Genomic DNA, 20,505 nt, shown 5'->3' with positions numbered 1-20,505 from the left:
GTCCTTTGGAGAAAGCGCCATGCACATCACGGCGCCGCTGAAGTCATTTGAACCCGCCCGCGGCAAATGCGCAGTCAGACAAGTCGACCATGATCGGTGGGCTGTTGCGCCGAGTGTTGTAGCTGCCAGCCGCGACGACTATCGGAAGTATCCCGGACCGTCGGCATCGTCCGCCTACCAAGTGAATTTTCCTGCTTTTTCTATTCCAGTTTCCCTGGCTTACCGCGGCTTGGTCCTACACCGCTCGCTTGTCGCCTGCATTAGAGTGGTGCCGGCAAATCCAGGTGAACCTCTTCGAAAAAGGTACGAACATGCAACGGAATGCAAACACTCACTTTCCTATCCTGCTGGTCCATGGGTTGTTCGGGTTCGACAAGATCGGCGCCTTCGGGCTCTTTGAGAACGTCAAACAGGCTTTGCGCACCGCCGGCGCGCGGGTCTTCATCCCGTATCTGTCGGCTACCCATTGCAATGAAGCCCGTGGTGAACAACTGCTGACGCAGATCGACCGGGTCCTGGAAGGAACCGGCTCCACCCGGGTCAACCTGATCGGGCATGGCCAAGGTGCGCTGGCGGCACGTTATGCCGGGGCAACCGCCCCCGAACGAGTCGCCTCGGTCACCTCTGTCAGCGGCCCCAACCAGGGCTCGGAACTGGCCGACTTCCTGCGCAAGGCCCTGACTCCCGGGCGATTGCCGGAGCATGTGGCGAACCGGGTCGCAACACTCTTCGCCGACTTCATCTCGGCACTCAGCGGCCATACCCGGCTTCCACAGAACGCCATCGCGGCGCTGGCGGCATTGACGACGGAAAGCGTGGGCGCGTTCAACGACCGATACCCCCAGGGCCTGCCCCGAAACTGGGGCGGCAACGGGCCGCAGCTGGTCAACGGCGTTCGCTACTACTCCTGGAGCGGCACGCTGCAAGACATCCCTGGCGAAGCCTGCGGTGCAGCAGGTCCGCTGCATGATTTCTGCCGGGCCTTTTCCGAATACTTCACTACCGAAGCCGGACAGAACGATGGCATCGTCGGGCGCTTCAGTTCCCACCTGGGCAAGGTCATTCGCTCCGATTACCCACTGGACCATTTGCACGCCATTAATCACGCGAACGCCAGCGGACACAGCAAGGGAACGGACCCGCTAGCGCTCTATATAAGGCACGCCGAGCGTTTGCGAATCGTCGGACTCTGATCGACACGTCGCATTTTTGACAACAAAGCCCTACTGATTCCGGTAGGCTGGACGTTTTGAAAACACTGAAGGAGATTTCCCATGGCCAAAGCCACTGCCCGCCACATCCTGGTATCCAGCGAAGAAAAGTGCAACGAACTCAAGACCCAGATCGAAGCCGGCGCTGACTTCGCCGAGGTCGCCAAGGCGAACTCCAGCTGCCCGTCCAGCCGTCAGGGCGGTGACCTGGGCTCGTTCGGTCCAGGCCAGATGGTCAAGGAATTCGACACCGTGGTGTTCAGCGCCCCGATCAATGTGGTCCAGGGCCCGGTCAAGACCCAGTTTGGCTATCACCTGCTGGAAGTGACCAGCCGCCAGGACTGATCCCGGTTTATCGACATGATGGCCCGCCCTTTGGTGGGCCGTCATGTTTGCATGATGCGAGGGGCTGGCGATGAGCGCGCCGCTCGCGTACAAATCAGGGTCATCGATCACCCGGCTCTAAGGCTGACAATGCGACTGGCGTTTCCCTCCTGGCTACTCACTGCCGTGGTCCTGCTGACAGGCGCCGCAGGTGTGAGCGCCGCCCCCCAACATGCCCTGACTGTTTATGGCGAGCCGGCCAGATACGCCGAAGGCTTCGGCCATTTTGCCTATGCCAATCCCCAGGCCCCCAAGGGCGGCACGATGCGCCGCTCGGCCATCGAGATCGGTCATTTCGACCATATCCTGCCCTATATAGACAAAGGCATCGGTGTCAGCCAGGTCGACGGCATGCTCTATTCGCCGCTGGCCCAGCGTTCGCTGGACGAGCCCTACACCGTCTACGGCCTGGTGGCCGAGAAAATGGAGCGTGCCGAGGATGGCCTGTCGCTGCGCTTCTACCTGAACCCCAAGGCCCGCTTCGCCGACGGCAAGCCCATCACCGCCGAGGACGTGCGCTACAGCTTCGAGCTGCTGATGACCCAGGGCAGCCTGCGCTACCGCACACAGTTCGCCGCGGTCAAAGGCGTCGTGGTGGAATCGCCTCGCAGCGTTCGTTTTGATTTCAAGAACAACGAAAACCGCACGCTACCATTGGATGTTGCCACCCTGCCGGTGTTTCCCGAGCATTGGTGGAAAACCCGCGACTTCGCCAATGGCGGCGGCTACGAAGCCCCGCTGGGCAGTGGTCCGTACCTGGTGAGCAAAGTCGACTCGGGTCGCAGCATCACTTTCGAACGCAATGCAGACTGGTGGGGCAAGGATCTGCCGGTCAGTCGCGGCTTGTATAATTTCGACCATTTCAGCATTGAATATTTCGGCGATACCGATGTGGCCCGACAGGTCCTGCGTGGCGGCGCCTACGACTACAACCGCGAGTTTTCCGCGACCGGTTTTGCCATCGGCTACGGCAGCCCGGCCCTGCGCGACGGTCGCCTGCAAAAGGCCCACCTCGCCACAGACGCTCCGCAGCCGGCACAGGGCTTCGTGTTCAACCTGCAACGCCCGCAGTTCCAGGACCGCCGCGTACGCCAGGCGCTGGCCATGCTCTGGGATTTCGAATGGAGCAATCGCCAGATGATGCGCAATGCCTATGTGCGTCAGCAGAGTTTCTTTTCCAACACCGACCTCGCCGCCCGGCAACTCCCCGATGCGGCGGAACTGGCGATCCTCGAACCGTTGCGCGGCAAAGTCCCGGATGAGGTGTTCACGCAGGTATTCGAGGCGCCGAAAACCGACGGCAGCGGCGTGATCCGTGACAAACAGCTGCAAGCCCTGGCGCTGCTCGAACAGGCCGGCTGGAAGCCCCACGGCGACCGGTTGGTGAATGCCGAAGGCGAGCCCCTGAGCTTCACGTTCCTGAATACCCAGAACGGTATCGACCGTCTGTTGCTGCCCTACAAGCGGACCCTGGCCCAAATCGGCATCGACATGAGCATCCGGCGCATCGACTCGTCCCAGTACGTCAACCGCCTGATGAGTCGCGACTACGACATGATCATCACCGGTTACCCCGTGAGCACCTCGCCCGGCATGGAACTCTATAACTATTTCGGCTCGGCGGCCGCCAATGACCCGGGCGCAAACAACTACATGGCCCTGCAGAACCCAGCCGTAGATGCCCTCATCGACGGCCTGGTCAAGGCCACCACCCAGAGCGACATGCTCCGCCATGCCCACGCCCTGGACCGGGTACTGCAATGGAATTACTACTGGATCCCCAACTATTACCCACCCGGCAGCTCGACCGTGTGGTGGAATCGCTTCGGCATGCCGAAGGTCCAGGCCAGCAATGACGAAGCCATCGAAAGCTGGTGGGAAGTCAGCACCACGCCGTTGACCAACGAACAGATGACCGCCGAACGCATCAAGCGCAGCGCACCCGGAGGACATCACTGATGTGGGCTTATATTGCACGGCGCCTGCTGCTGATCATCCCGACGCTGGTGATCATTCTGCTGGTGAACTTCGTGATCGTGCAGGCCGCACCGGGCGGGCCGGTCGAACAGGCCATCGCCCACCTGCAAGGTATCGGCGGCGCCAGTGTCGGCAGCTCGGGTAATGCCATGGCCGGCAGCTCGCGCGCCAGCCGTGGCCTGGACCCGCAACTGATCAAGGACATCGAGAAACAGTACGGTTTCGACAAGCCCGCCCACGAACGCCTGTGGCTGATGCTCACCAGCTATGCCCGCCTGGATTTCGGCAAGAGCTTTTTCCGCGGCGCCACGGTCACCGACCTGATCCTGGAAAAGATGCCGGTGACCATTTCCCTCGGGCTCTGGGCGACGCTGATCACTTACCTGGTGTCGATTCCGCTGGGCATTCGCAAGGCCGTGCACCACGGTTCGGCATTCGACGTGTGGAGCAGCACCGCGATCATCATCGGCTATGCGATGCCGGCGTTCCTGTTCGCCATGTTCCTGATCGTCATGTTCGCCGGCGGCACCTCCCTCAACTGGTTCCCCGTGCGCGGACTGGTGTCGGACAACTTCGAATCACTATCGACGCTGGGCAAGATCGCCGATTACTTCTGGCACCTGGTGCTCCCCGTCACGTCGCTGGTCATCGGCGGCTTCGCGACCCTGACGATCCTGACTAAAAATTCGTTTCTCAACGAGATCACCCGCCAATATGTGGTGACCGCACGGGCCAAAGGCATGAGCGAACGGCGCGTGTTGTACGGCCACGTGTTTCGCAACGCGATGCTGCTGGTGGTCTCGGGCATTCCCCAGGCATTCATCAGCGTGTTCTTCGCCGGCTCGTTGCTGATCGAGGTGATCTTCTCACTCGATGGCCTGGGGCGCATGAGCTATGAAGCCGCCGTGTCCCGAGATTATCCGGTGGTGTTCGGCTCGCTGTTCATCTTCACCCTGTTCGGCCTGCTGATAAAGCTCATCGGTGACCTCTGCTACACCCTGGTGGACCCGCGTATCGACTTCGCCGCGAGGAACGCCTGATGTTCAAGTTCTCGCCCTTGGGCCGGCGGCGTTTCGAGCGCTTCAAGAAAAACCGTCGTGGCTGGTGGTCGCTGTGGCTGTTCATCGGCCTGTTCGCCCTGACCCTGGGCGGTGAACTGATCGCCAGCGACAAACCATGGGTGGTGAGCTATCAGGGCTCGCTGTACTTCCCGGTTTTCAAGCGCTACACCGAGCAGGAATTTGGCGGTCAGTTGCCATTCCAGGCCGACTATCGCAGCAACTATGTACAGAACCTGATTCACCAGGATGGCGGCTGGCTGCTATTCCCGCCCATCCCTTTCAGCGACGACACGCCCAACTACGACCTCAACCAGCCGGCGCCAAGCCCGCCGTCGACGGTCAACTGGCTGGGCACCGATGATCAGGCCCGTGATGTGCTGGCGCGGGTGATCTTCGGCGCGCGGGTGTCGATCCTGTTCGCCCTGGCCTTGACCGCCATCAGCGCGCTGATCGGAATTACCGCCGGCGCCTTGCAGGGTTATTACGGCGGCTGGGTGGATCTGCTCGGGCAACGGTTGCTGGAAGTCTGGTCCGGGTTGCCGGTGCTCTATCTGTTGATCATCCTGTCCGGTTTCGTGGAACCGAATTTCTGGTGGCTGCTGGGGATCATGGCGCTGTTCTCCTGGCTGGCGCTGGTGGACGTGGTGCGCGCCGAGTTCTTGCGCGGGCGCAACCTGGAGTACGTGAAAGCGGCACGGGCCTTGGGCCTGACCGACCGCAAGGTGATCGTGCGACACATCCTGCCCAACGCCATGAACGCGACCTTGAGCTACCTGCCGTTCATCCTCACCGGCGCGATATCCACCCTGACGGCCCTGGACTTTCTCGGCTTCGGCATGCCGGCCGGCAGCGCGTCCCTGGGTGAGTTGATCGCCCAGGGCAAACAGAACCTGCAAGCGCCCTGGCTGGGATTGACGGCGTTCTTCACCCTGGCACTGATTCTGTCGCTGCTGGTGTTCATTGGCGAGGCGTTGCGCGACGCCTTTGATCCCCGGTCTTGAAGCGGAGCTTCTAGATGAGCGACAACCTGATCGAAATCCGCAACCTGAACGTCGCCTTCAACGACCAGCCGGTAGTGCGCGACCTGTGCCTGGATATCCGCCCTGGCGAATGCCTGGCCCTGGTGGGCGAATCCGGCTCAGGCAAGTCGGTGACGGCTCACTCGATTCTGCAATTGCTGACCGACAGCGGCGCACGCACCACCGGCAGCATTCGCTATCGAGACCAGGAACTGGTGGGCGCCGAGGCCAAGACCTTGCGCGAGTTGCGCGGCAATCGGATCGCAATGATTTTCCAGGAGCCGATGACGTCGCTGAATCCATTGCACAGCGTCGAAAAACAGATTGGCGAGACATTGATGCTGCACAGGGGACTGGGCGGCAAAGCGGCGCGCCAGCGGATCCTGGAACTGCTCGACCTGGTGGGTATCCAGAACCCGGCCGAACGGCTCAAGGCCTATCCCCACCAACTATCGGGCGGTCAGCGCCAGCGGGTCATGATCGCCATGGCCCTGGCCTGCGAACCGGAGTTGCTGATTGCCGACGAGCCGACCACTGCGTTGGACGTGACAGTGCAACGCAAGATCCTCCTGCTGCTCAAGTCATTGCAGCAGCGGCTCGGCATGTCCCTGCTGCTGATCAGCCATGACCTCAACCTGGTGCGCAGCATCGCCCAGCGGGTGTGCGTGATGAAGGCGGGAGAAATCGTCGAGCAGGCGCCTTGCGAAACGTTGTTCAGCGCACCGCAACACCCCTACAGCTGCGAACTGCTGCACGCCGAGCCGGAAGGCGAAGCCCTGCCCCGGGACGAGCGCGAAGACGTGTTGCAGGTTGAGGATTTGCGGGTCAGCTTCCCCATCGGTGGCGGGCTGTTGCGGCGCAAGCAATACCTGCGCGCCGTGGATGGCATCAGCCTGAGCATCCAGCGCGGCAAGACCCTGGGCATTGTTGGCGAATCCGGTTCCGGCAAGTCCACGCTCGGCCAGGCGATCCTGCGGTTGATCGAATCCGAAGGCAGCATCCGTTTTAGCGGCGCAGCCCTTGATCAGCTGTCGCAGAAAGAACTGCGGCCCTGGCGCAAGCAGATGCAGATCGTCTTCCAGGACCCGTTTGGCAGCCTCAGCCCGCGAATGTCGGTGCAGCAGATCATCAGCGAAGGTCTGGAGGTGCACAGCAGGTCCAGCGCCGAGCAATGCGAAGCCCAGGTGATCCAGGCGCTCAAGGAAGTCGGCCTCGACCCGCAGAGCCGGCATCGTTATCCCCATGAGTTTTCCGGCGGCCAGCGCCAGCGCATCGCCATCGCCCGGGCGCTGGTGCTCAAGCCCGCGCTGATCCTGCTGGACGAACCGACCTCGGCGCTGGATCGCACGGTGCAGAAACAAGTGGTCGCCCTGCTCCGCCAGCTCCAGGAAAAACACGGCCTGACCTACCTGTTCATCAGCCACGACCTGGCGGTCGTGCGAGCCCTGGCCCATGACATGATCGTGATCAAGGACGGCAAGGTCGTCGAGCAAGGCGCCAGCCACGACGTATTCGACTCGCCCCGACACCCTTACACCCGGGAGCTGCTGGCGGCGGCCCATCCGGGATAAGCCTGACCCGCTCAGGCTTCGCGGCGCTGGTCCAGGGTCTGGGCGAATTCGCCCATGACCTCCACCACCTGCTTCGCGCCCCGGTGGATGTCGAGGATGACGGTGCCGGCCTGGTTCGCCAGCTTCACGCCTTGCTCGGCCTTGGCGGTACTCGATTGCATGCTGCCCACCGCCTGCCTGGCCAGGTCGCGGTTCTTGCCGACGACTTCGGTAATGGCAACGGTCGCCTGGCTGGTACGCCGGGCCAGATTGCGCACTTCATCGGCAACCACCGCGAAGCCGCGCCCCTGCTCACCGGCACGAGCGGCCTCGATGGCCGCATTGAGCGCAAGCAGGTTGGTCTGCTCCGCGATTCCCCGGATGGCATCGACAATGTTGCCGATCTCTTCGGACTGCGCGCTGAGAGCGCTGATCCCGGTAGCGACCTGTTGCAGTTCATCGGCGATGCTTTGCACTACGGTAACGGTCTGCTGTACGACGGCGGTGCCCAACTGGGTGTGCTCATCCGTCTGCCGGGACGTCTCGAAGGCCAACTGCGCCGCCTTTGATTCGGTCTGGCGTTGCTCGACTTCACGCGTGCTGTCGGTGGCAAACTTGACCACCCCGTACAAATGGCCTTGGGCATCGTAGAGCGGGTTATAGGTGGCCTGCAGCCAGACGGTGTTGCCGTGCCTGTCGACGCGCTGGAAAAGCCCGCTCTTGTATTCGCCACGGTTCAGTCCAGCCCAGAAATCGCGATAGGCTTCGCCTTGAACTTCGCCGGGCTCGCAAAAAATCCGATGGTGCTGGCCGCGAACCTCCTCCAGGCCATAACCCATGACCTTCTGGAAGTTGACGTTGGCATTGATGACATGACCGCCCAGATCGAACTCGATCACCGCCATGGAGCGATCGATCGCCTGCATGAAACTCGACTCGGCCTGAGCCCGTAGCACGCGGTCGTTGATGTCGCGGCTGACCTGGATGATGCGTTCGACCCTGGCGCGCTGATCGCGCACAGGAATGTAGCTGGCTTGCACCCATGACCCAAGGCCATCGCGTGCCAGATGAAGGTACTGCTGTTCGCTACCCTCACCCTGGGCCAGTTGCTGCCATAACACCGCATATTCGCGGCTGCCGGCGTACTCAGGCGCGCAGAACATCCGGTGATGCTTGCCGAGGATATCCTCCAGCACGTAGCCGGTCATGTTCAGAAACAGCGCGTTGGCGCCAAGTATTTCGCCTGAAGGCGCGAACTCGACGATCGCCATCGATTGGTGAAAAGCCGCCCGCTCGGCTTCGAGAGAGGCCAGTGCGCCCTGGGTCTCGTGCAAGACGTCCTGATGTTTGCGAGTGCGAATGAACATGGGTGCCGCTCCCGGTGACATGAGTGCTTGGCCGTAGCCGTCTGAAAGGCGGAATGCCTTTTCTGAAGAGGCACTATTAAGCCATCATCGTCGCATAAGTTGTACATAATTTTTTATATGTACAATTTCTGAAGGAAAATTCCCTCACCTGTCCAAGACTCAATGCCAACCGATTTTCCACCGTTCGCTGTCGGTCAGATCACGCCAGTCAAGCACGGCCACCCGTCCGCTATACACCGCCTGCAACTCCACCTGAACGGGGCAATCCTGTTCGTCGCAGAGCAATTGGGTGACGAGAAAATGCTTTTCCCGATTGACGGGCTGGCAGGCGGTCCACTTGGAAAGCTTGAGTTTGCGAGGGTTGAATTTATTCATGGGTGCTCCAGTACAGCCGCGAACGGGCCTAAAAACATGTACAGAGTATTTCATACGTACAGCTTTTTCTGTGGCAATTCTGGCGGTAAAAACATCCCTCTCCACCGGCTTGGCCCCACTACAGAACGCCGAGTTTGATCAGGCATAATGCCGCGACTCATCCGAGGGTGCCGGCAAGCCCACCTATTTTGGAATGCCTGATGAATCCCACCGAAAGTCTCAAGGACTACAAGCGCGTACGCACGCTGGCGATCCGCTCGCTGTTCGAGATCATCGAGCAGTCCAGCGAAGGCACGGTCATTGTCGATCGCGATGCGAATATCGTCTGGATGAACGAGCGCTACGCCCGTCGTTTCGGCCTGAATTCGGCGCAGGAAGCCATCGGCCGCGCCTGCGAAAGCGTCATCCCCGGCAGCTTGCTGCGTGAGGTGGTGCGCACCGGACGGCCGATCCTGCTGGACATGCAGGACACGCCCAAGGAACCGCTGGTGGTGATGCGCCTGCCGATCCACGACAACGCCGGCGCGGTGATCGGCGCCATCGGTTTTGCCCTGTTCGATGAGTTGCGCAGCCTGTCGCCGATGCTCAAGCGCTATCTGAGCATGCAGGAAGAACTGGCCTCCACCCGCTCGTTGCTGCGGGCGCGGCAGACCAAGTACAACTTTGCCCACTTCATCGGCACCAGCAGCGCCGGCCTGGAGGTCAAGCGCCGCGCCCGACGCAGCGCCAGCACCGATTCACCGGTGCTGCTGCTCGGCGAAACCGGTACCGGCAAGGAGTTGCTGGCCCAAGCGATCCATAGTGCTTCACCGCGGGCGCACAAGGCCTTTGTCAGCATCAACAGCGCTGCCATCCCCGAATCGCTGCTCGAAGCCGAGTTCTTCGGCACCGCGCCAGGCGCTTTCACCGGCGCCGACCGCAAGGGCCGCGCCGGCAAACTGCAGATCGCCCAAGGCGGCACGCTGTTCCTCGACGAGATCGGCGACATGCCGCTACCGCTGCAAAGCAAACTGCTGCGGGTGCTTCAGGAGAAAGAATACGAACCGGTCGGCTCCAACGAGGTGTTGCAGAGCGATGTGCGGATCATTGCCGCGACCTCCACCGATCTTGAAGCGGCAATCAAGCGCGGCGAGTTCCGCGCCGACCTCTATTACCGTCTCAACGTGCTGCCGATCCAGGTCCCGCCGCTGCGTGAGCGCCTGGATGATCTGCCGGCACTGAGTGAGGCGATCCTCGAAGAACTGCGCAGCCAGCACGAATTGCACCGCGACGCCCTCGGTCTGCTGGGCCAACATGCCTGGCCGGGCAACATTCGGGAATTGCGCAACGTGCTGGAGCGAGCCGCGTTGCTCAGCGACGACCTGATGCTCAGCGCAACTGACATCCGCGCGGCCATCGGCACTTTCATCCCGGTTGAGCGCACGACAGGCCCGACCCTGGAGCCGTTATTGGCGCAGGAAACCTTCAGCCAGGCCCGGGCTCGATTTGACCGACACTTGATCGAAACCACCCTCGCGCAATGCGATGGCAAGGTAGTCGAGGCGGCCGAGCGGTTGGGGCTGGGAAGATCGACGTTGTACAAGAAGATGGTGGCGCTGGGGATTGCGGAGTCTCAATAAAGAGACTGAAATCTCTTTTTTTAGACTGGCGATCTTGGAGCGCTGCGGGCTCTTCGCGAGCAGGCTCGCTCCCACCGGTACAGCGTTCTGTCAGTCCATCACTGTCTCATGTGGGAGCGAGCCTGCTCGCGAAGAGGCCGGCCCCTCCAACAAAAATCTCAAAACAGAGAATTATCCTTTCCCTCGCTCTTCAATAACAAAATTTATCCTTATCTATCAGTCACTTAGCCATCTGGCACAGATATCGCTATAGCCCTCCTCAAAGCCTTACCCACAACAATAACAATCCCAGGAGACACACCATGAGTGTGATCATTGCCTTGGCAGCCCTCACGCTGCTGATGGTTGCCGCCTACCGTGGCTACAGCGTCATCCTCTTTGCCCCGATCGCCGCCCTCGGCGCGGTCCTGCTTACCGATCCATCCGCCGTCGCCCCCGCCTTCACCGGGGTGTTCATGGACAAGATGGTCGGTTTCATCAAACTCTATTTCCCGGTGTTCCTGCTTGGCGCGGTGTTTGGCAAGCTGATCGAGTTGTCGGGTTTCTCCCGCTCCATCGTCGCCGCGGCGATTCGCCTGCTGGGCACACGCCAGGCCATGCTGGTGATCGTGCTGGTCTGCGCGTTGCTGACTTATGGCGGCGTGTCGCTGTTCGTCGTGGTGTTCGCGGTGTACCCGTTCGCCGCGGAGATGTTCCGCCAGAGCAATATCCCCAAGCGGCTGATTCCAGCCACCATCGCCCTCGGCGCATTCTCGTTCACCATGGACGCCCTGCCCGGCACGCCGCAGATCCAGAACATCATCCCCAGCACCTTTTTCAACACCACCGCCTGGGCCGCGCCGTGGCTGGGCGTGATCGGTACGATCTTCGTCTTCTGCTTCGGCATGCTGTTTTTGCAACGCCAGCGCAACAAGGCCCAACGCGCCGGTGAAGGTTATGGCACCGAACTACGCAACGAGCCGGAAACCGCTGAGGACATCAAGCTGCCCAACCCGTGGGTCGCGGTTTCGCCGCTGCTGGCGGTGGGGATCATGAACCTGCTGTTTACCCAGTGGATCCCGCAGTGGTACGGCAAGACGCATAGCCTGGCGCTGCCGGGCATGGCGACACCAGTGACCAGCGACATCGCCAAGCTCACCGCGATCTGGGCGGTACAGGCCGCCTTGCTGGTGGGTATTGTCATGGTGTTGCTGTTCGGCTTCCGCGCGATTCGCAGCAAACTGGCCGAAGGTAGCAAGAGCGCAGTGGGCGGTGCCCTGCTCGCGGCGATGAACACCGCTTCGGAATACGGTTTCGGTGCGGTGATCGCCTCATTGCCGGGCTTTCTGGTGCTGGCCGATTGGCTCAAGAACATTCCCGATCCGCTGGTCAACGAAGCGGTCACCGTGACGCTGCTGGCCGGCATCACCGGTTCCGCGTCGGGGGGCATGAGCATCGCCCTGGCGGCGATGTCCGAAACCTTCATCAGCGCCGCCCACGCCGCCAACATTCCCCTGGAAGTGCTGCACCGGGTGGCCGCCATGGCCAGCGGCGGCATGGACACCCTGCCCCACAACGGCGCGGTGATCACCTTGCTGGCCGTCACCGGCCTGACCCACCGTGAAGCCTACAAAGACATTTTCTGCATTACGCTGATCAAGACCCTCGCGGTGTTCTTCGTGATCGGTGTGTTCTACGCCACTGGCATTGTGTGAGGTTTCCATGACGACATTTCTTTCGGGCAAGACTGCCCTGGTCACCGGTTCCACCAGCGGCATCGGCCTGGGCATCGCCTTGAGCCTGGCCAAGGCCGGCGCCAACCTGATCCTCAATGGCTTCGGCGATGCCTCGGCGGCGGTCGCCGAGGTCAAGCAGTTCGGTGGCAAGGTCGGCCATCATCCGGCCGATGTCAGCGACCCGGCACAGATTGCCGACATGCTCGCCTACGCCGAGCGCGATTTCGGCGGCGTGGACATCCTGGTGAACAATGCCGGGATCCAGCACGTGGCCGCCGTGGAGGATTTCCCGGTGGAGCGCTGGGATTCGATCATTGCCATCAACCTGTCCTCGGTGTTCCACGCCACTCGCCTGAGCCTGCCGGGCATGCGCGCCAAGGGCTGGGGGCGGATCGTCAACGTCGCCTCAGTGCACGGTCAGGTCGGTTCGGTGGGCAAGGCCGCCTACGTCGCCGCGAAGCACGGAGTGATCGGGCTGACCAAGGTGGTTGGCCTGGAAACCGCTACCAGCAACGTGACGTGCAATGCAATCTGCCCAGGCTGGGTGCTGACACCACTGGTGCAAAAACAGATCGACGACCGCATCGCCAGCGGCGTCGACCCGCAACAGGCCCAGCACGACCTGTTGGCCGAGAAGCAACCGTCCCTGGAGTTCGTCACCCCGCCGCAGCTGGGTGAACTGGTGTTGTTCCTCTGCAGCGAAGCCGGCAGCCAGGTGCGGGGCGCGGCGTGGAATGTTGATGGAGGGTGGTTGGCGCGGTAACCCCAGCACCGAGCTTTTGTGGCGAGGGAGCTTGCTCCCGCTGGCCCGGTCCGACGCCTCGGGCGAAGCGGGCCCAAGAGGCGTCTGCTGCGCAGCCGAGCGGGAGCAAGCTCCCTCGCCACGGAAGCGCTTCTCGCCATAAATAAACGCCGTGTGCTGCAATGTTCGCAAGCCCCGGAAAAACAAGAGGCACCCCATGTCCGACATCCTCTGGCAACCCAGCCCCGAACGCATCGCCCGGTCGCGCATGGACGCCTTGCGCCGGTTCGTCAACGAACGGCACTCGCTGCAGTTGAACGATTACCCGGCCCTGCACGCCTGGAGCATCGACCAGCGCGAGGCTTTCTGGCAGGCCATCGTGGACTTCTTCGACATCCGTTTTCACCAGCGCCCCACCGCAGTGCTGGTGGAGGGCCCGCACATGCCCAGCGCACGCTGGTTCCCGGGGGCCACGCTGAGTTTCGCCGAACATCTGCTGCGCCGTCGCGATAACACCGTGGCGGTGGTTGCCGTCGATGAAGACGGCATCGAGCAAACGCTGACCTGGGCCGAGCTCGCCGCCCATGTCGCCGGCCTGCAGAAAAGCCTGCAAGCCGCCGGCGTGACCCAGGGCGACCGGGTCGCCGCCTGCATGCCCAACACCTGGCAGACGCTGGTGGTCATGCTCGCCACGACGAGCCTGGGGGCGATCTGGTCGTGCTCATCGCCGGATTTCGGCACCCAGGGCGTCATCGACCGGTTCGGCCAGATCGAGCCCAAGGTTTTGATTACCTGTGCCGGTTATCGTTATGCCGGCAAGGTCATCGACCAGCGCCCGAAGGTGAACGAGATCCTTGCGCGGCTGCCGTCCCTGCAACAGTTGATCGTGCTGCCTTACGCCCGACCCGATGCTCGCGTCGAGGATTTCAACACCCAGGCTGGCGTTACGCTGTGGGAGGACTTTTATCAAAGCGGTGGCGAGCCGGAGTTCGCCAGCGTGCCGTTCGATCATCCGTTGTATATCCTCTACTCCAGCGGCACCACCGGCGTGCCGAAGTGCATCGTCCACAGTACCGGCGGCGTGCTGCTGCAGCATATGAAGGAACATGGCCTGCACGTTGATCTCGGCCCCGGGGATCGGCTGTTCTACTACACCACCTGCGGCTGGATGATGTGGAACTGGCTGGTCTCGGCCCTGGCGGTGGGCAGCTCGGTGGTGCTGTATGACGGCTCGCCGTTTCATCCTGGTCCCGAACGCCTGCTCGACCTGATCGACCAACAGCGCATCAGCGTGTTCGGCACCAGCCCGAAATACCTCGCCGCCCTGGAAAGCCAAGGCATCCAGCCACGCCAGAGCCATGACCTGGGCAGCCTCAAGACCCTCCTGTCCACCGGCTCGGCCCTGGCGCCCCACAGCTACGATTACGTTTACCGCGATTTCAAGGCCGACGTTTGCCTGGCCTCGATGTCCGGCGGTACCGATATCGTCTCGTGTTTCATCAACGGCAACCCGCTGTCCGCCGTGCGCCGGGGCGAGATGCAGGGCAAGAGCCTGGGCATGGCGGTGCAGGTCTGGAACGAGGCCGGCGAGGCGGTGGTCGGCGAGAAAGGCGAGCTGGTCTGCACCCGGCATTTTCCGGCGATGCCCATCGGGCTCTGGAATGACCCGCGCCAGGATAAACTTCGCGCCTCCTATTTCAGCCAGTTTCCCGGAGTGTGGGCCCAAGGGGACTACGCCGAAGAACTGGCCCACGGCGGCCTGCTGATCCACGGACGCTCCGACGCGGTACTCAACCCCGGTGGCGTGCGCATTGGCACGGCGGAAATCTATCGGCAGGTGGAAAAAGTCGAAGAGGTCCTCGACAGCGTCGCCATTGGCCAGCAATGGCAGAGTGACGTACGAGTGGTGCTGTTCGTGCGCCTGCGTGATGGCGTCGTGCTGGACGATGCCCTGGAGCAAAAGATTCGCCAGGTCATCCGCGCTAACACGACGCCGCGCCATGTACCGGCGAAAATCCTCGCGGTCAGCGACATTCCGCGCACGATCAGCGGAAAAGTGGTGGAACTGGCCGTGCGTAACGTGGTGCATGGCGAGGCGGTGAAGAACACCGATGCGCTGGCCAATCCCGAGGCGCTGGAGCAGTTTCGCGGGCGGCCGGAGCTAGCGACTTGACCGCTGGTTATCTGCTGACTTCAGTACCTCTTCGCGAGCAGGCTCGCTCCCACACTGAATTGCAGATCCCTGTGGGAGCGAGCCTGCTCGCGAAGAACGATAACGCGGCTTCCTGAAACCGGACTCAATCCATCAGTCCCCACTCCCCCGCCGGCGGATCGGCAGGCGGCGCGGCCCCCGTCTCCGCATGCAGCTTCAAGCGCAAACGCAGGTTGTTTGCCGAATCGGCGTTTTTCAGCGCTTCTTCCTCATCGATGGCGCCTTCGACCACCAGGTTGAACAATGCCTGGTCGAACGTCTGCATGCCCAGTTCCTCGGACTTTTCCATGATGCCCTTGAGCTCGCCCAGCTCGTTGCGCCGGATCAGGTCGGCCACCGTCGGCGAGCCCAGCATCACCTCCACCGCCGCCCGCCGCTGACCGTCGCGGGTGCGCACCAGGCGCTGGGAAACAAACGCCTTGAGGTTGTTGCCCAAGTCGTGCAGCAGTTGCGCCCGGCGTTCTTCCGGGAAAAAATTGATCACCCGGTCCAGGGCCTGGTTGGCGTTGTGGGCATGCAGGGTGGAAATCACCAGATGGCCGGTGTCGGCGAAGGCCAGGGCATGCTCCATGGTTTCCCGGTCGCGGATTTCGCCGATCAGCACCACGTCCGGCGCCTGGCGCAAGGTATTCTTGAGCGCGGCATGAAAACTGCGCGTATCCACCCCGACTTCGCGCTGGTTGACGATCGATTTCTTATGCCGATGGATATACTCCACCGGGTCCTCGATGGTGATGATGTGGCCGCTGCTGTTGCGGTTGCGGTAATCGATCAGCGCCGCCAGGGAGGTCGACTTGCCCGAGCCCGTCGCACCAACGAACAACATCAGCCCCTGCTTCTGCATGATGGTTTCCAGCAGCACCTTGGGCAGCTTCAGGTCTTCGAAGCGCGGGATATCCAGCTTGACGTTGCGTATCACCATGGACACGTCGTTGCGCTGTTTGAAGATGTTGACCCGGAACCGCCCGACACCGGCCAGGGAAATCGCCAGGTTCATTTCCAGTTCCCGATCGAACTCAAGGCGCTGTTCGGCGTCCATCAATGACTCGGCGAGCCCGGCGATGTCGCCGACCTTGAACGCCTGGTTGCTCAGCGGCTTGAGCACACCTTCAAAACGCGCGCAGGGCGGTGCACCGGTGGACATGTAGAGGTCGGAACCGTCCTGGCTTGCCAGGATGCGTAACAAGGGATCAATTTCCATGGCCTGAAAAACTTCCGCAAACTTCAATGGACACGTTGACCCGAGCCAGAAAAACTTCAGATCAACCCGCGCTTACCTTCTCCAGAGGATAGTAGAAGCCGCCGCATCGATATGAACATCCAGGAACTCCCGTGATGAATGCAATACCCGCCGGCAGCGACACACAGCAATTGATCGCCCGTCAGGACTGGACCGCCAGCCCGCTGGGCGCCATCGATACCTGGCCACAGAGCCTGCGCACCGCCGTGGACATCATGCTCCACTCGCCCATGCCGATGGCCGTGCTGTGGGGGCCGCAGCTGACTCATCTGTACAACGACGCCTATGCCCGGCTGGTCGGCGACAAGCACCCCAGGGCCTTCGGCCAGCCCACCCGAACGGCCTGGCCTGAACTTCGGGGCGAGACCGAGGGGATATATCACAGCGTGTTGCAAGGGCGCATGTACGCCTGCCGCGACAAACGGTGGCGCATGCCCTTCAGTGGCCGCCTCTGTGACGTGTGGCTCGACCTGACCTACAGCCCGATACACGACGAAAGCGCCAGTGTCGCCGGCATCCTGGTCACGGCCATCGAGACCAGCGAAAGACGCCGGCTGGCCCAGGAATTCGAGCGGCGTTCCGAGGCCAGCCTCAAGGCTCAGCAGGAAAGCGAGGAGCGCTTGCAACTGGCGCTGGCGGCCACCGATGCACTGGGGACCTGGGACTGGGACATCAGCGAAGACCGCTTCATCGCCGATGCGCATTTCGCCCTGCTGCATGGCGTCGATCCGAGCCTGTCGCGGCAACTGCCGATCAGCGCGTACCTGGAAGGCGTGCACCCCGAAGACCGGGCGATGGTCGCGCGCAGCATCAAGCATTGCATCACCCACGGCACCGAATATGCCGAGGAGTACCGGCTGCTGCAGCCCGACGGTGAACTGCGCTGGGTATTCGTGCGCGGGCGCTGCTACAAGGATCGCCACGGCCGGCCCAAGCGCTTCCTTGGCGCGGCGCTGGACCTGACCGAGCGCAAGCGCACCGAGCACGCCCTGCGCCAGAGCCAGACCGAGCTGCAACTGATCATCAACGCCATGCCGGTGCTGATCAGCTATGTCGATCGCGAAGAGCGTTTCCGCCTGAACAACAGCGCCTACCTGAACTGGTACGGGCTGACCCCGCAGGAGCTGTACGGCAAGACCATTCGCGAGGTCATCGGCGACGAAGCGTACGCGGCGCGCGCCGAACAGATCGCCGGCGCCTTGGCAGGCAAGCCGTGCAGTTTCACCGTGCAGTCGGCCCATCGCGATGGCCGGCCACGGCATGCATTGATCAACTACCTGCCGCGCCATGGCAGTGACGGCGCGGTGAACGGCTTCTACATCTTCGTGATCGACGAAACCGAGCGCAAGAAAACCGAAGAAGCACTGCGTAATCTCAACGAAACGCTGGAGGAACGGGTAATCGCCCGCACCCAGCAACTGGCCGAAGCCAATCATCGCCTGCAAAGCGAGATGTTCGAGCGCGAACGCGCCGAAGAAGCGCTGCGCCATGCGCAGAAGATGGAAGCGGTGGGCCAGCTCACCGGCGGCATTGCCCATGACTTCAACAATATGCTCACCGGTATTCTCGGCAGCCTGGACCTGATGCAGCGCTACATCGCCTCGGGCCGCGCCGCCGAGATAGGCCGGTTTACCGAAGCGGCCATCTCCTCGGCCAACCGTGCCGCGGCCCTGACCCATCGCCTGCTGGCCTTTTCCCGGCGCCAGTCGCTGGACCGCAAACCGTTGGACGCCAATGGCCTGGTGCGCTCACTCGAAGACCTGTTGAGCCGTACCACCGGCGATCACATCGTGCTGCGGCTTGAACTGGCCGATGAGCTGTGGCCGGTCAGTACCGATGCCAGCCAACTGGAAAACGCCCTGCTCAACCTGGTGATCAACGCCAGGGACGCGATGCCCGACGGCGGCGAGTTGACCATCGAAACCGCCAACGTCTACCTCGACGGCAGCGACATCAGCACACTGGAACCGGTCAAGGCCGGGGATTACGTGATGATCGCCGTGCGCGACAACGGCAGCGGCATGACTCCCGCCGTGCTGGCCAAGGCCTTCGATCCGTTCTTCACCACCAAGCCCATCGGCCAGGGCACCGGCCTCGGTCTTTCGATGATCTACGGCTTTGCCCAGCAGTCTGGCGGACACCTGAGCCTGGACAGCGTGCCAGGCCAGGGCACGCGGGTGCAGCTGTACTTGCCGCGGCTGCGCGTTGCCGCGACCGAACAACCCGCAGCGCCGGCGGCCACGGACGCGCCGCCGGCCATTGCCGGGGAAACCGTGTTGCTGGTCGAAGACGAACCGGCGGTGCGCATGCTCGTGCTCGACCTGCTGGCCACCTTGGGCTACACCGCCCTCGAAGCCGAGGACGGCCGGCAGGCTCTGCTGTTCCTGGAATCCGGGCAGCGTATCGACCTGCTGGTGACCGATGTCGGCCTGCCAGGCATGAACGGCCGGCAGCTGGCTGAAATCGCCCGTCAGCACCGGCCTGATTTGAAAGTCCTGTTCATGACCGGTTATGCGCAGAAAGCCACCGAGCGCCAGGGGTTCCTCGAGCAAGGCATGGACATGGTTGCCAAGCCGTTCACCCTCGATCTCCTGGCCAACAAGATTCGGACGATGATCAACCATGGCAGCTGACTTGAGGCATAATCGCCGCCCTTTTGCACCGCTCAGGTCACCGCTGCAATGAAAGCCCAAGCCCGCCATATCCTGGTGAAAACCGCCGAAGAAGCCGAACAGCTCAAGCAACGCATCGCCAAGGGCGAAGCGTTTGACGTGTTGGCAAAAAAGTACTCCACCTGCCCCTCCGGCAAGCGCGGCGGGGACTTGGGTGAGGTACGCCCTGGGCAGATGGTCGGCGCGATCGATGCGGTGATTTTCAAGAAACCGCTGCGGGTGGTGCACGGACCGATCAAGAGCAAGTTCGGCTATCACCTGGTGCAGGTGTTTTACCGCGACTGAAGCGATGCCGGGCGCGGACCGGCCCTTTGTGGCGAGGGAGCTTGCTCCCGCTCGGCTGCGCAGCAGTCGCAAAGGATGGGCCTGCTGCGCAGGCCAGCGGGAGCAAGCTCCCTCGCCACAGGGACGTGATGTCACTGCCGGGGAATCAACGCCCCCGGCACCTGAATCACCCGGCTCGCCAGCAAATGCCCGGCCTCGGCGGCTTCCGCCGGGCTGCCGCCGAGCAAGCGGCTCGCCAGGTAGGCGGCGCTGAACGAGTCTCCCGCCGCCGTCGTGTCCACCACCCGCTCGACCCGCAGGGCAGGCACCTCATATGACCGGCCGTCGCAACGAATCAGACAAGCCTCGGCGCCGCGCTTGAGCACCACTTCCGGTGTACCCAACTGTGCATAGGCAGCGAACACCGCCTCGCTGTCGGCATGGCCGAACAGCGCCTGTTCGTCGTCCACGGTCAACAACGCCAGCTCGACATAGGGCAGCACGCTGCGATAAGCCGCACGGGCCGCCTCGACCGAGGCCCAGAGCCTTGGCCGATAGTTGTTGTCGAACACCACCTGGGCCCCGAGCCGACGTGCCTCGACCAGCGTGTCGATGAGTTTGCGCCGGCCCTGCTCGCCAATCACCGCCAGGGTCACGCCGCTGAAATACAGCACATCGTAGTCCGCCAACGCTGCGAGAATCGGCGCGGCGGCTGGCGTGGTGAAGCAATCACGCACCGCCGCCTCGTTGCGCCAATACAGGAAGCGGCGCTCGCCCGTCGCGTCGGTCTGGATGCAATACAGGCCCGGCAGGCGCCCGGGCAAGCGCTGGACCATGCCCAAACCAATGTTTTCGGCGGACCAGCCCTGGCACATGGCATCGCTGAAACTGTCGTCGCCCAGCGCGGTGACGTAATCCACAACGCCGTTGTCGCCCAACGCCCGGGCCAGGTAGACCGCGGCGTTCAGCGTATCGCCGCCGAAGCTTTGCTGCAGGCTGCCGTCGGCGCGGTGTTGCAGTTCGATCATGCATTCGCCGATGAGGGCGATGCGGGGTCTGGTGTTGCTCATGAGTTATCCTGATATTTCAGCGGTGTG

15 protein-coding genes and 2 pseudogenes are annotated in these 20,505 nt (G+C 62.4%); 12 read left to right on the top strand and 5 right to left on the bottom strand.

Translation table 11 applies throughout. The features are described from left to right. Window positions 1-311 precede the first annotated feature (311 nt). The 6 genes from M1E16_RS10730 to M1E16_RS10705 all read left to right on the top strand — a co-directional run bounded on the left by M1E16_RS10730 (window position 312) and on the right by M1E16_RS10705 (window position 7,223). A complete protein-coding gene (locus M1E16_RS10730; protein WP_458129862.1) occupies window positions 312-1,193 on the top strand; it encodes an esterase/lipase family protein in 882 nt (293 codons plus the stop codon). An 81-nt stretch (window positions 1,194-1,274) separates the two neighbouring features. After that, window positions 1,275-1,556, top strand: a complete 282-nt coding sequence (locus tag M1E16_RS10725) for a peptidylprolyl isomerase (protein ID WP_305495285.1) — start codon at window positions 1,275-1,277, stop codon at window positions 1,554-1,556. Between the two features lie 129 nt (window positions 1,557-1,685). Further along, on the top strand, window positions 1,686-3,554 hold the full coding sequence (locus tag M1E16_RS10720; protein ID WP_458129861.1) for an extracellular solute-binding protein: 1,869 nt from the start codon (window positions 1,686-1,688) through the stop codon (window positions 3,552-3,554). Next, a complete protein-coding gene (locus tag M1E16_RS10715; RefSeq protein WP_434568873.1) occupies window positions 3,554-4,612 on the top strand; it encodes a microcin C ABC transporter permease YejB in 1,059 nt (352 codons plus the stop codon). The genes M1E16_RS10720 and M1E16_RS10715 overlap by 1 nt, the downstream gene beginning before the upstream one ends. Further along, window positions 4,612-5,634 (top strand): ABC transporter permease, encoded by a 1,023-nt coding sequence (locus M1E16_RS10710; protein ID WP_458129860.1) that lies wholly within the window; start codon window positions 4,612-4,614, stop codon window positions 5,632-5,634. The genes M1E16_RS10715 and M1E16_RS10710 overlap by 1 nt, the downstream gene beginning before the upstream one ends. Window positions 5,635-5,648: 14 nt before the next feature. Beyond that, the gene (locus M1E16_RS10705) at window positions 5,649-7,223 is read left to right on the top strand and encodes an ABC transporter ATP-binding protein (protein ID WP_458129859.1); all 1,575 of its coding nucleotides are present in this window, start codon (window positions 5,649-5,651) and stop codon (window positions 7,221-7,223) included. 11 nt (window positions 7,224-7,234) lie between these two features. Here M1E16_RS10705 and M1E16_RS10700 read toward each other — a convergent pair. The 3 genes and pseudogenes from M1E16_RS10700 to M1E16_RS10690 form a co-directional block, all read right to left on the bottom strand. Continuing rightward, window positions 7,235-7,606: pseudogene (locus M1E16_RS10700) on the bottom strand (methyl-accepting chemotaxis protein); the annotation flags it as partial. A gap of 183 nt (window positions 7,607-7,789) precedes the next feature. Further along, a pseudogene (locus tag M1E16_RS10695) lies at window positions 7,790-8,569 on the bottom strand (PAS domain-containing protein); the annotation flags it as partial. Window positions 8,570-8,728: 159 nt separating this feature from the next. Then, window positions 8,729-8,944, bottom strand: coding sequence for a TIGR02450 family Trp-rich protein (locus M1E16_RS10690; RefSeq protein ID WP_434652591.1), 216 nt, complete (start codon window positions 8,942-8,944; stop codon window positions 8,729-8,731). A gap of 200 nt (window positions 8,945-9,144) precedes the next feature. Here M1E16_RS10690 and M1E16_RS10685 point away from each other — a divergent pair, with 200 nt between their 5' ends. The 4 genes from M1E16_RS10685 to M1E16_RS10670 all read left to right on the top strand — a co-directional run bounded on the left by M1E16_RS10685 (window position 9,145) and on the right by M1E16_RS10670 (window position 15,193). Continuing rightward, window positions 9,145-10,563 carry a sigma-54 interaction domain-containing protein gene (locus tag M1E16_RS10685; RefSeq protein WP_458129858.1) on the top strand — a complete coding sequence of 473 codons (1,419 nt, stop codon included), beginning with the start codon at window positions 9,145-9,147 and terminating at the stop codon, window positions 10,561-10,563. A gap of 302 nt (window positions 10,564-10,865) precedes the next feature. Next, window positions 10,866-12,257, top strand: a complete 1,392-nt coding sequence (locus M1E16_RS10680) for a GntP family permease (protein ID WP_458129857.1) — start codon at window positions 10,866-10,868, stop codon at window positions 12,255-12,257. A 7-nt stretch (window positions 12,258-12,264) separates the two neighbouring features. After that, window positions 12,265-13,041 (top strand): 3-hydroxybutyrate dehydrogenase, encoded by a 777-nt coding sequence (locus tag M1E16_RS10675; protein ID WP_458129856.1) that lies wholly within the window; start codon window positions 12,265-12,267, stop codon window positions 13,039-13,041. A gap of 196 nt (window positions 13,042-13,237) precedes the next feature. Beyond that, on the top strand, window positions 13,238-15,193 hold the full coding sequence (locus M1E16_RS10670) for an acetoacetate--CoA ligase (protein WP_458129855.1): 1,956 nt from the start codon (window positions 13,238-13,240) through the stop codon (window positions 15,191-15,193). 124 nt (window positions 15,194-15,317) lie between these two features. Here M1E16_RS10670 and M1E16_RS10665 read toward each other — a convergent pair whose 3' ends face one another. Next, a complete protein-coding gene (locus M1E16_RS10665; protein ID WP_458129854.1) occupies window positions 15,318-16,433 on the bottom strand; it encodes a PilT/PilU family type 4a pilus ATPase in 1,116 nt (371 codons plus the stop codon). A 134-nt stretch (window positions 16,434-16,567) separates the two neighbouring features. Between M1E16_RS10665 and M1E16_RS10660 the strand changes: the two genes are divergently transcribed. Together M1E16_RS10660 and M1E16_RS10655 are read left to right on the top strand one after the other, a co-directional pair. After that, window positions 16,568-19,105: a PAS domain S-box protein gene (locus M1E16_RS10660; protein WP_458129853.1), complete on the top strand. Its 2,538-nt coding sequence runs from the start codon at window positions 16,568-16,570 to the stop codon at window positions 19,103-19,105. Between the two features lie 48 nt (window positions 19,106-19,153). Next, on the top strand, window positions 19,154-19,429 hold the full coding sequence (locus M1E16_RS10655) for a peptidylprolyl isomerase (RefSeq protein WP_019690952.1): 276 nt from the start codon (window positions 19,154-19,156) through the stop codon (window positions 19,427-19,429). 131 nt (window positions 19,430-19,560) lie between these two features. Here M1E16_RS10655 and M1E16_RS10650 read toward each other — a convergent pair whose 3' ends face one another. Then, the gene (locus tag M1E16_RS10650; protein WP_458129852.1) at window positions 19,561-20,478 is read right to left on the bottom strand and encodes a sugar kinase; all 918 of its coding nucleotides are present in this window, start codon (window positions 20,476-20,478) and stop codon (window positions 19,561-19,563) included. Window positions 20,479-20,505: the final 27 nt, after the last annotated feature.

The organism is Pseudomonas sp. Z2-11 (assembly GCF_054161305.1).
Note: the sequence above shows the minus strand (reverse complement) of the source record. Positions and strands in the feature narration are given on the sequence as shown.

Bases quoted from the DNA above. Each gene is read 5' to 3' on its own strand.
- M1E16_RS10725 (WP_305495285.1), top strand. From the start codon at position 1,275: ATGGCCAAAGCCACTGCCCGCCACATCCTGGTATCCAGCGAAGAAAAG.
- M1E16_RS10685 (WP_458129858.1), top strand. From the start codon at position 9,145: ATGAATCCCACCGAAAGTCTCAAGGACTACAAGCGCGTACGCACGCTG.
- M1E16_RS10705 (WP_458129859.1), top strand. From the start codon at position 5,649: ATGAGCGACAACCTGATCGAAATCCGCAACCTGAACGTCGCCTTCAAC.
- M1E16_RS10715 (WP_434568873.1), top strand. From the start codon at position 3,554: ATGTGGGCTTATATTGCACGGCGCCTGCTGCTGATCATCCCGACGCTG.
- M1E16_RS10710 (WP_458129860.1), top strand. From the start codon at position 4,612: ATGTTCAAGTTCTCGCCCTTGGGCCGGCGGCGTTTCGAGCGCTTCAAG.
- M1E16_RS10730 (WP_458129862.1), top strand. From the start codon at position 312: ATGCAACGGAATGCAAACACTCACTTTCCTATCCTGCTGGTCCATGGG.
- M1E16_RS10720 (WP_458129861.1), top strand. From the start codon at position 1,686: ATGCGACTGGCGTTTCCCTCCTGGCTACTCACTGCCGTGGTCCTGCTG.
- M1E16_RS10675 (WP_458129856.1), top strand. From the start codon at position 12,265: ATGACGACATTTCTTTCGGGCAAGACTGCCCTGGTCACCGGTTCCACC.
- M1E16_RS10680 (WP_458129857.1), top strand. From the start codon at position 10,866: ATGAGTGTGATCATTGCCTTGGCAGCCCTCACGCTGCTGATGGTTGCC.
- M1E16_RS10660 (WP_458129853.1), top strand. From the start codon at position 16,568: ATGAATGCAATACCCGCCGGCAGCGACACACAGCAATTGATCGCCCGT.
- M1E16_RS10655 (WP_019690952.1), top strand. From the start codon at position 19,154: ATGAAAGCCCAAGCCCGCCATATCCTGGTGAAAACCGCCGAAGAAGCC.
- M1E16_RS10690 (WP_434652591.1), bottom strand. From the start codon at position 8,944: ATGAATAAATTCAACCCTCGCAAACTCAAGCTTTCCAAGTGGACCGCC.
- M1E16_RS10650 (WP_458129852.1), bottom strand. From the start codon at position 20,478: ATGAGCAACACCAGACCCCGCATCGCCCTCATCGGCGAATGCATGATC.
- M1E16_RS10670 (WP_458129855.1), top strand. From the start codon at position 13,238: ATGTCCGACATCCTCTGGCAACCCAGCCCCGAACGCATCGCCCGGTCG.
- M1E16_RS10665 (WP_458129854.1), bottom strand. From the start codon at position 16,433: ATGGAAATTGATCCCTTGTTACGCATCCTGGCAAGCCAGGACGGTTCC.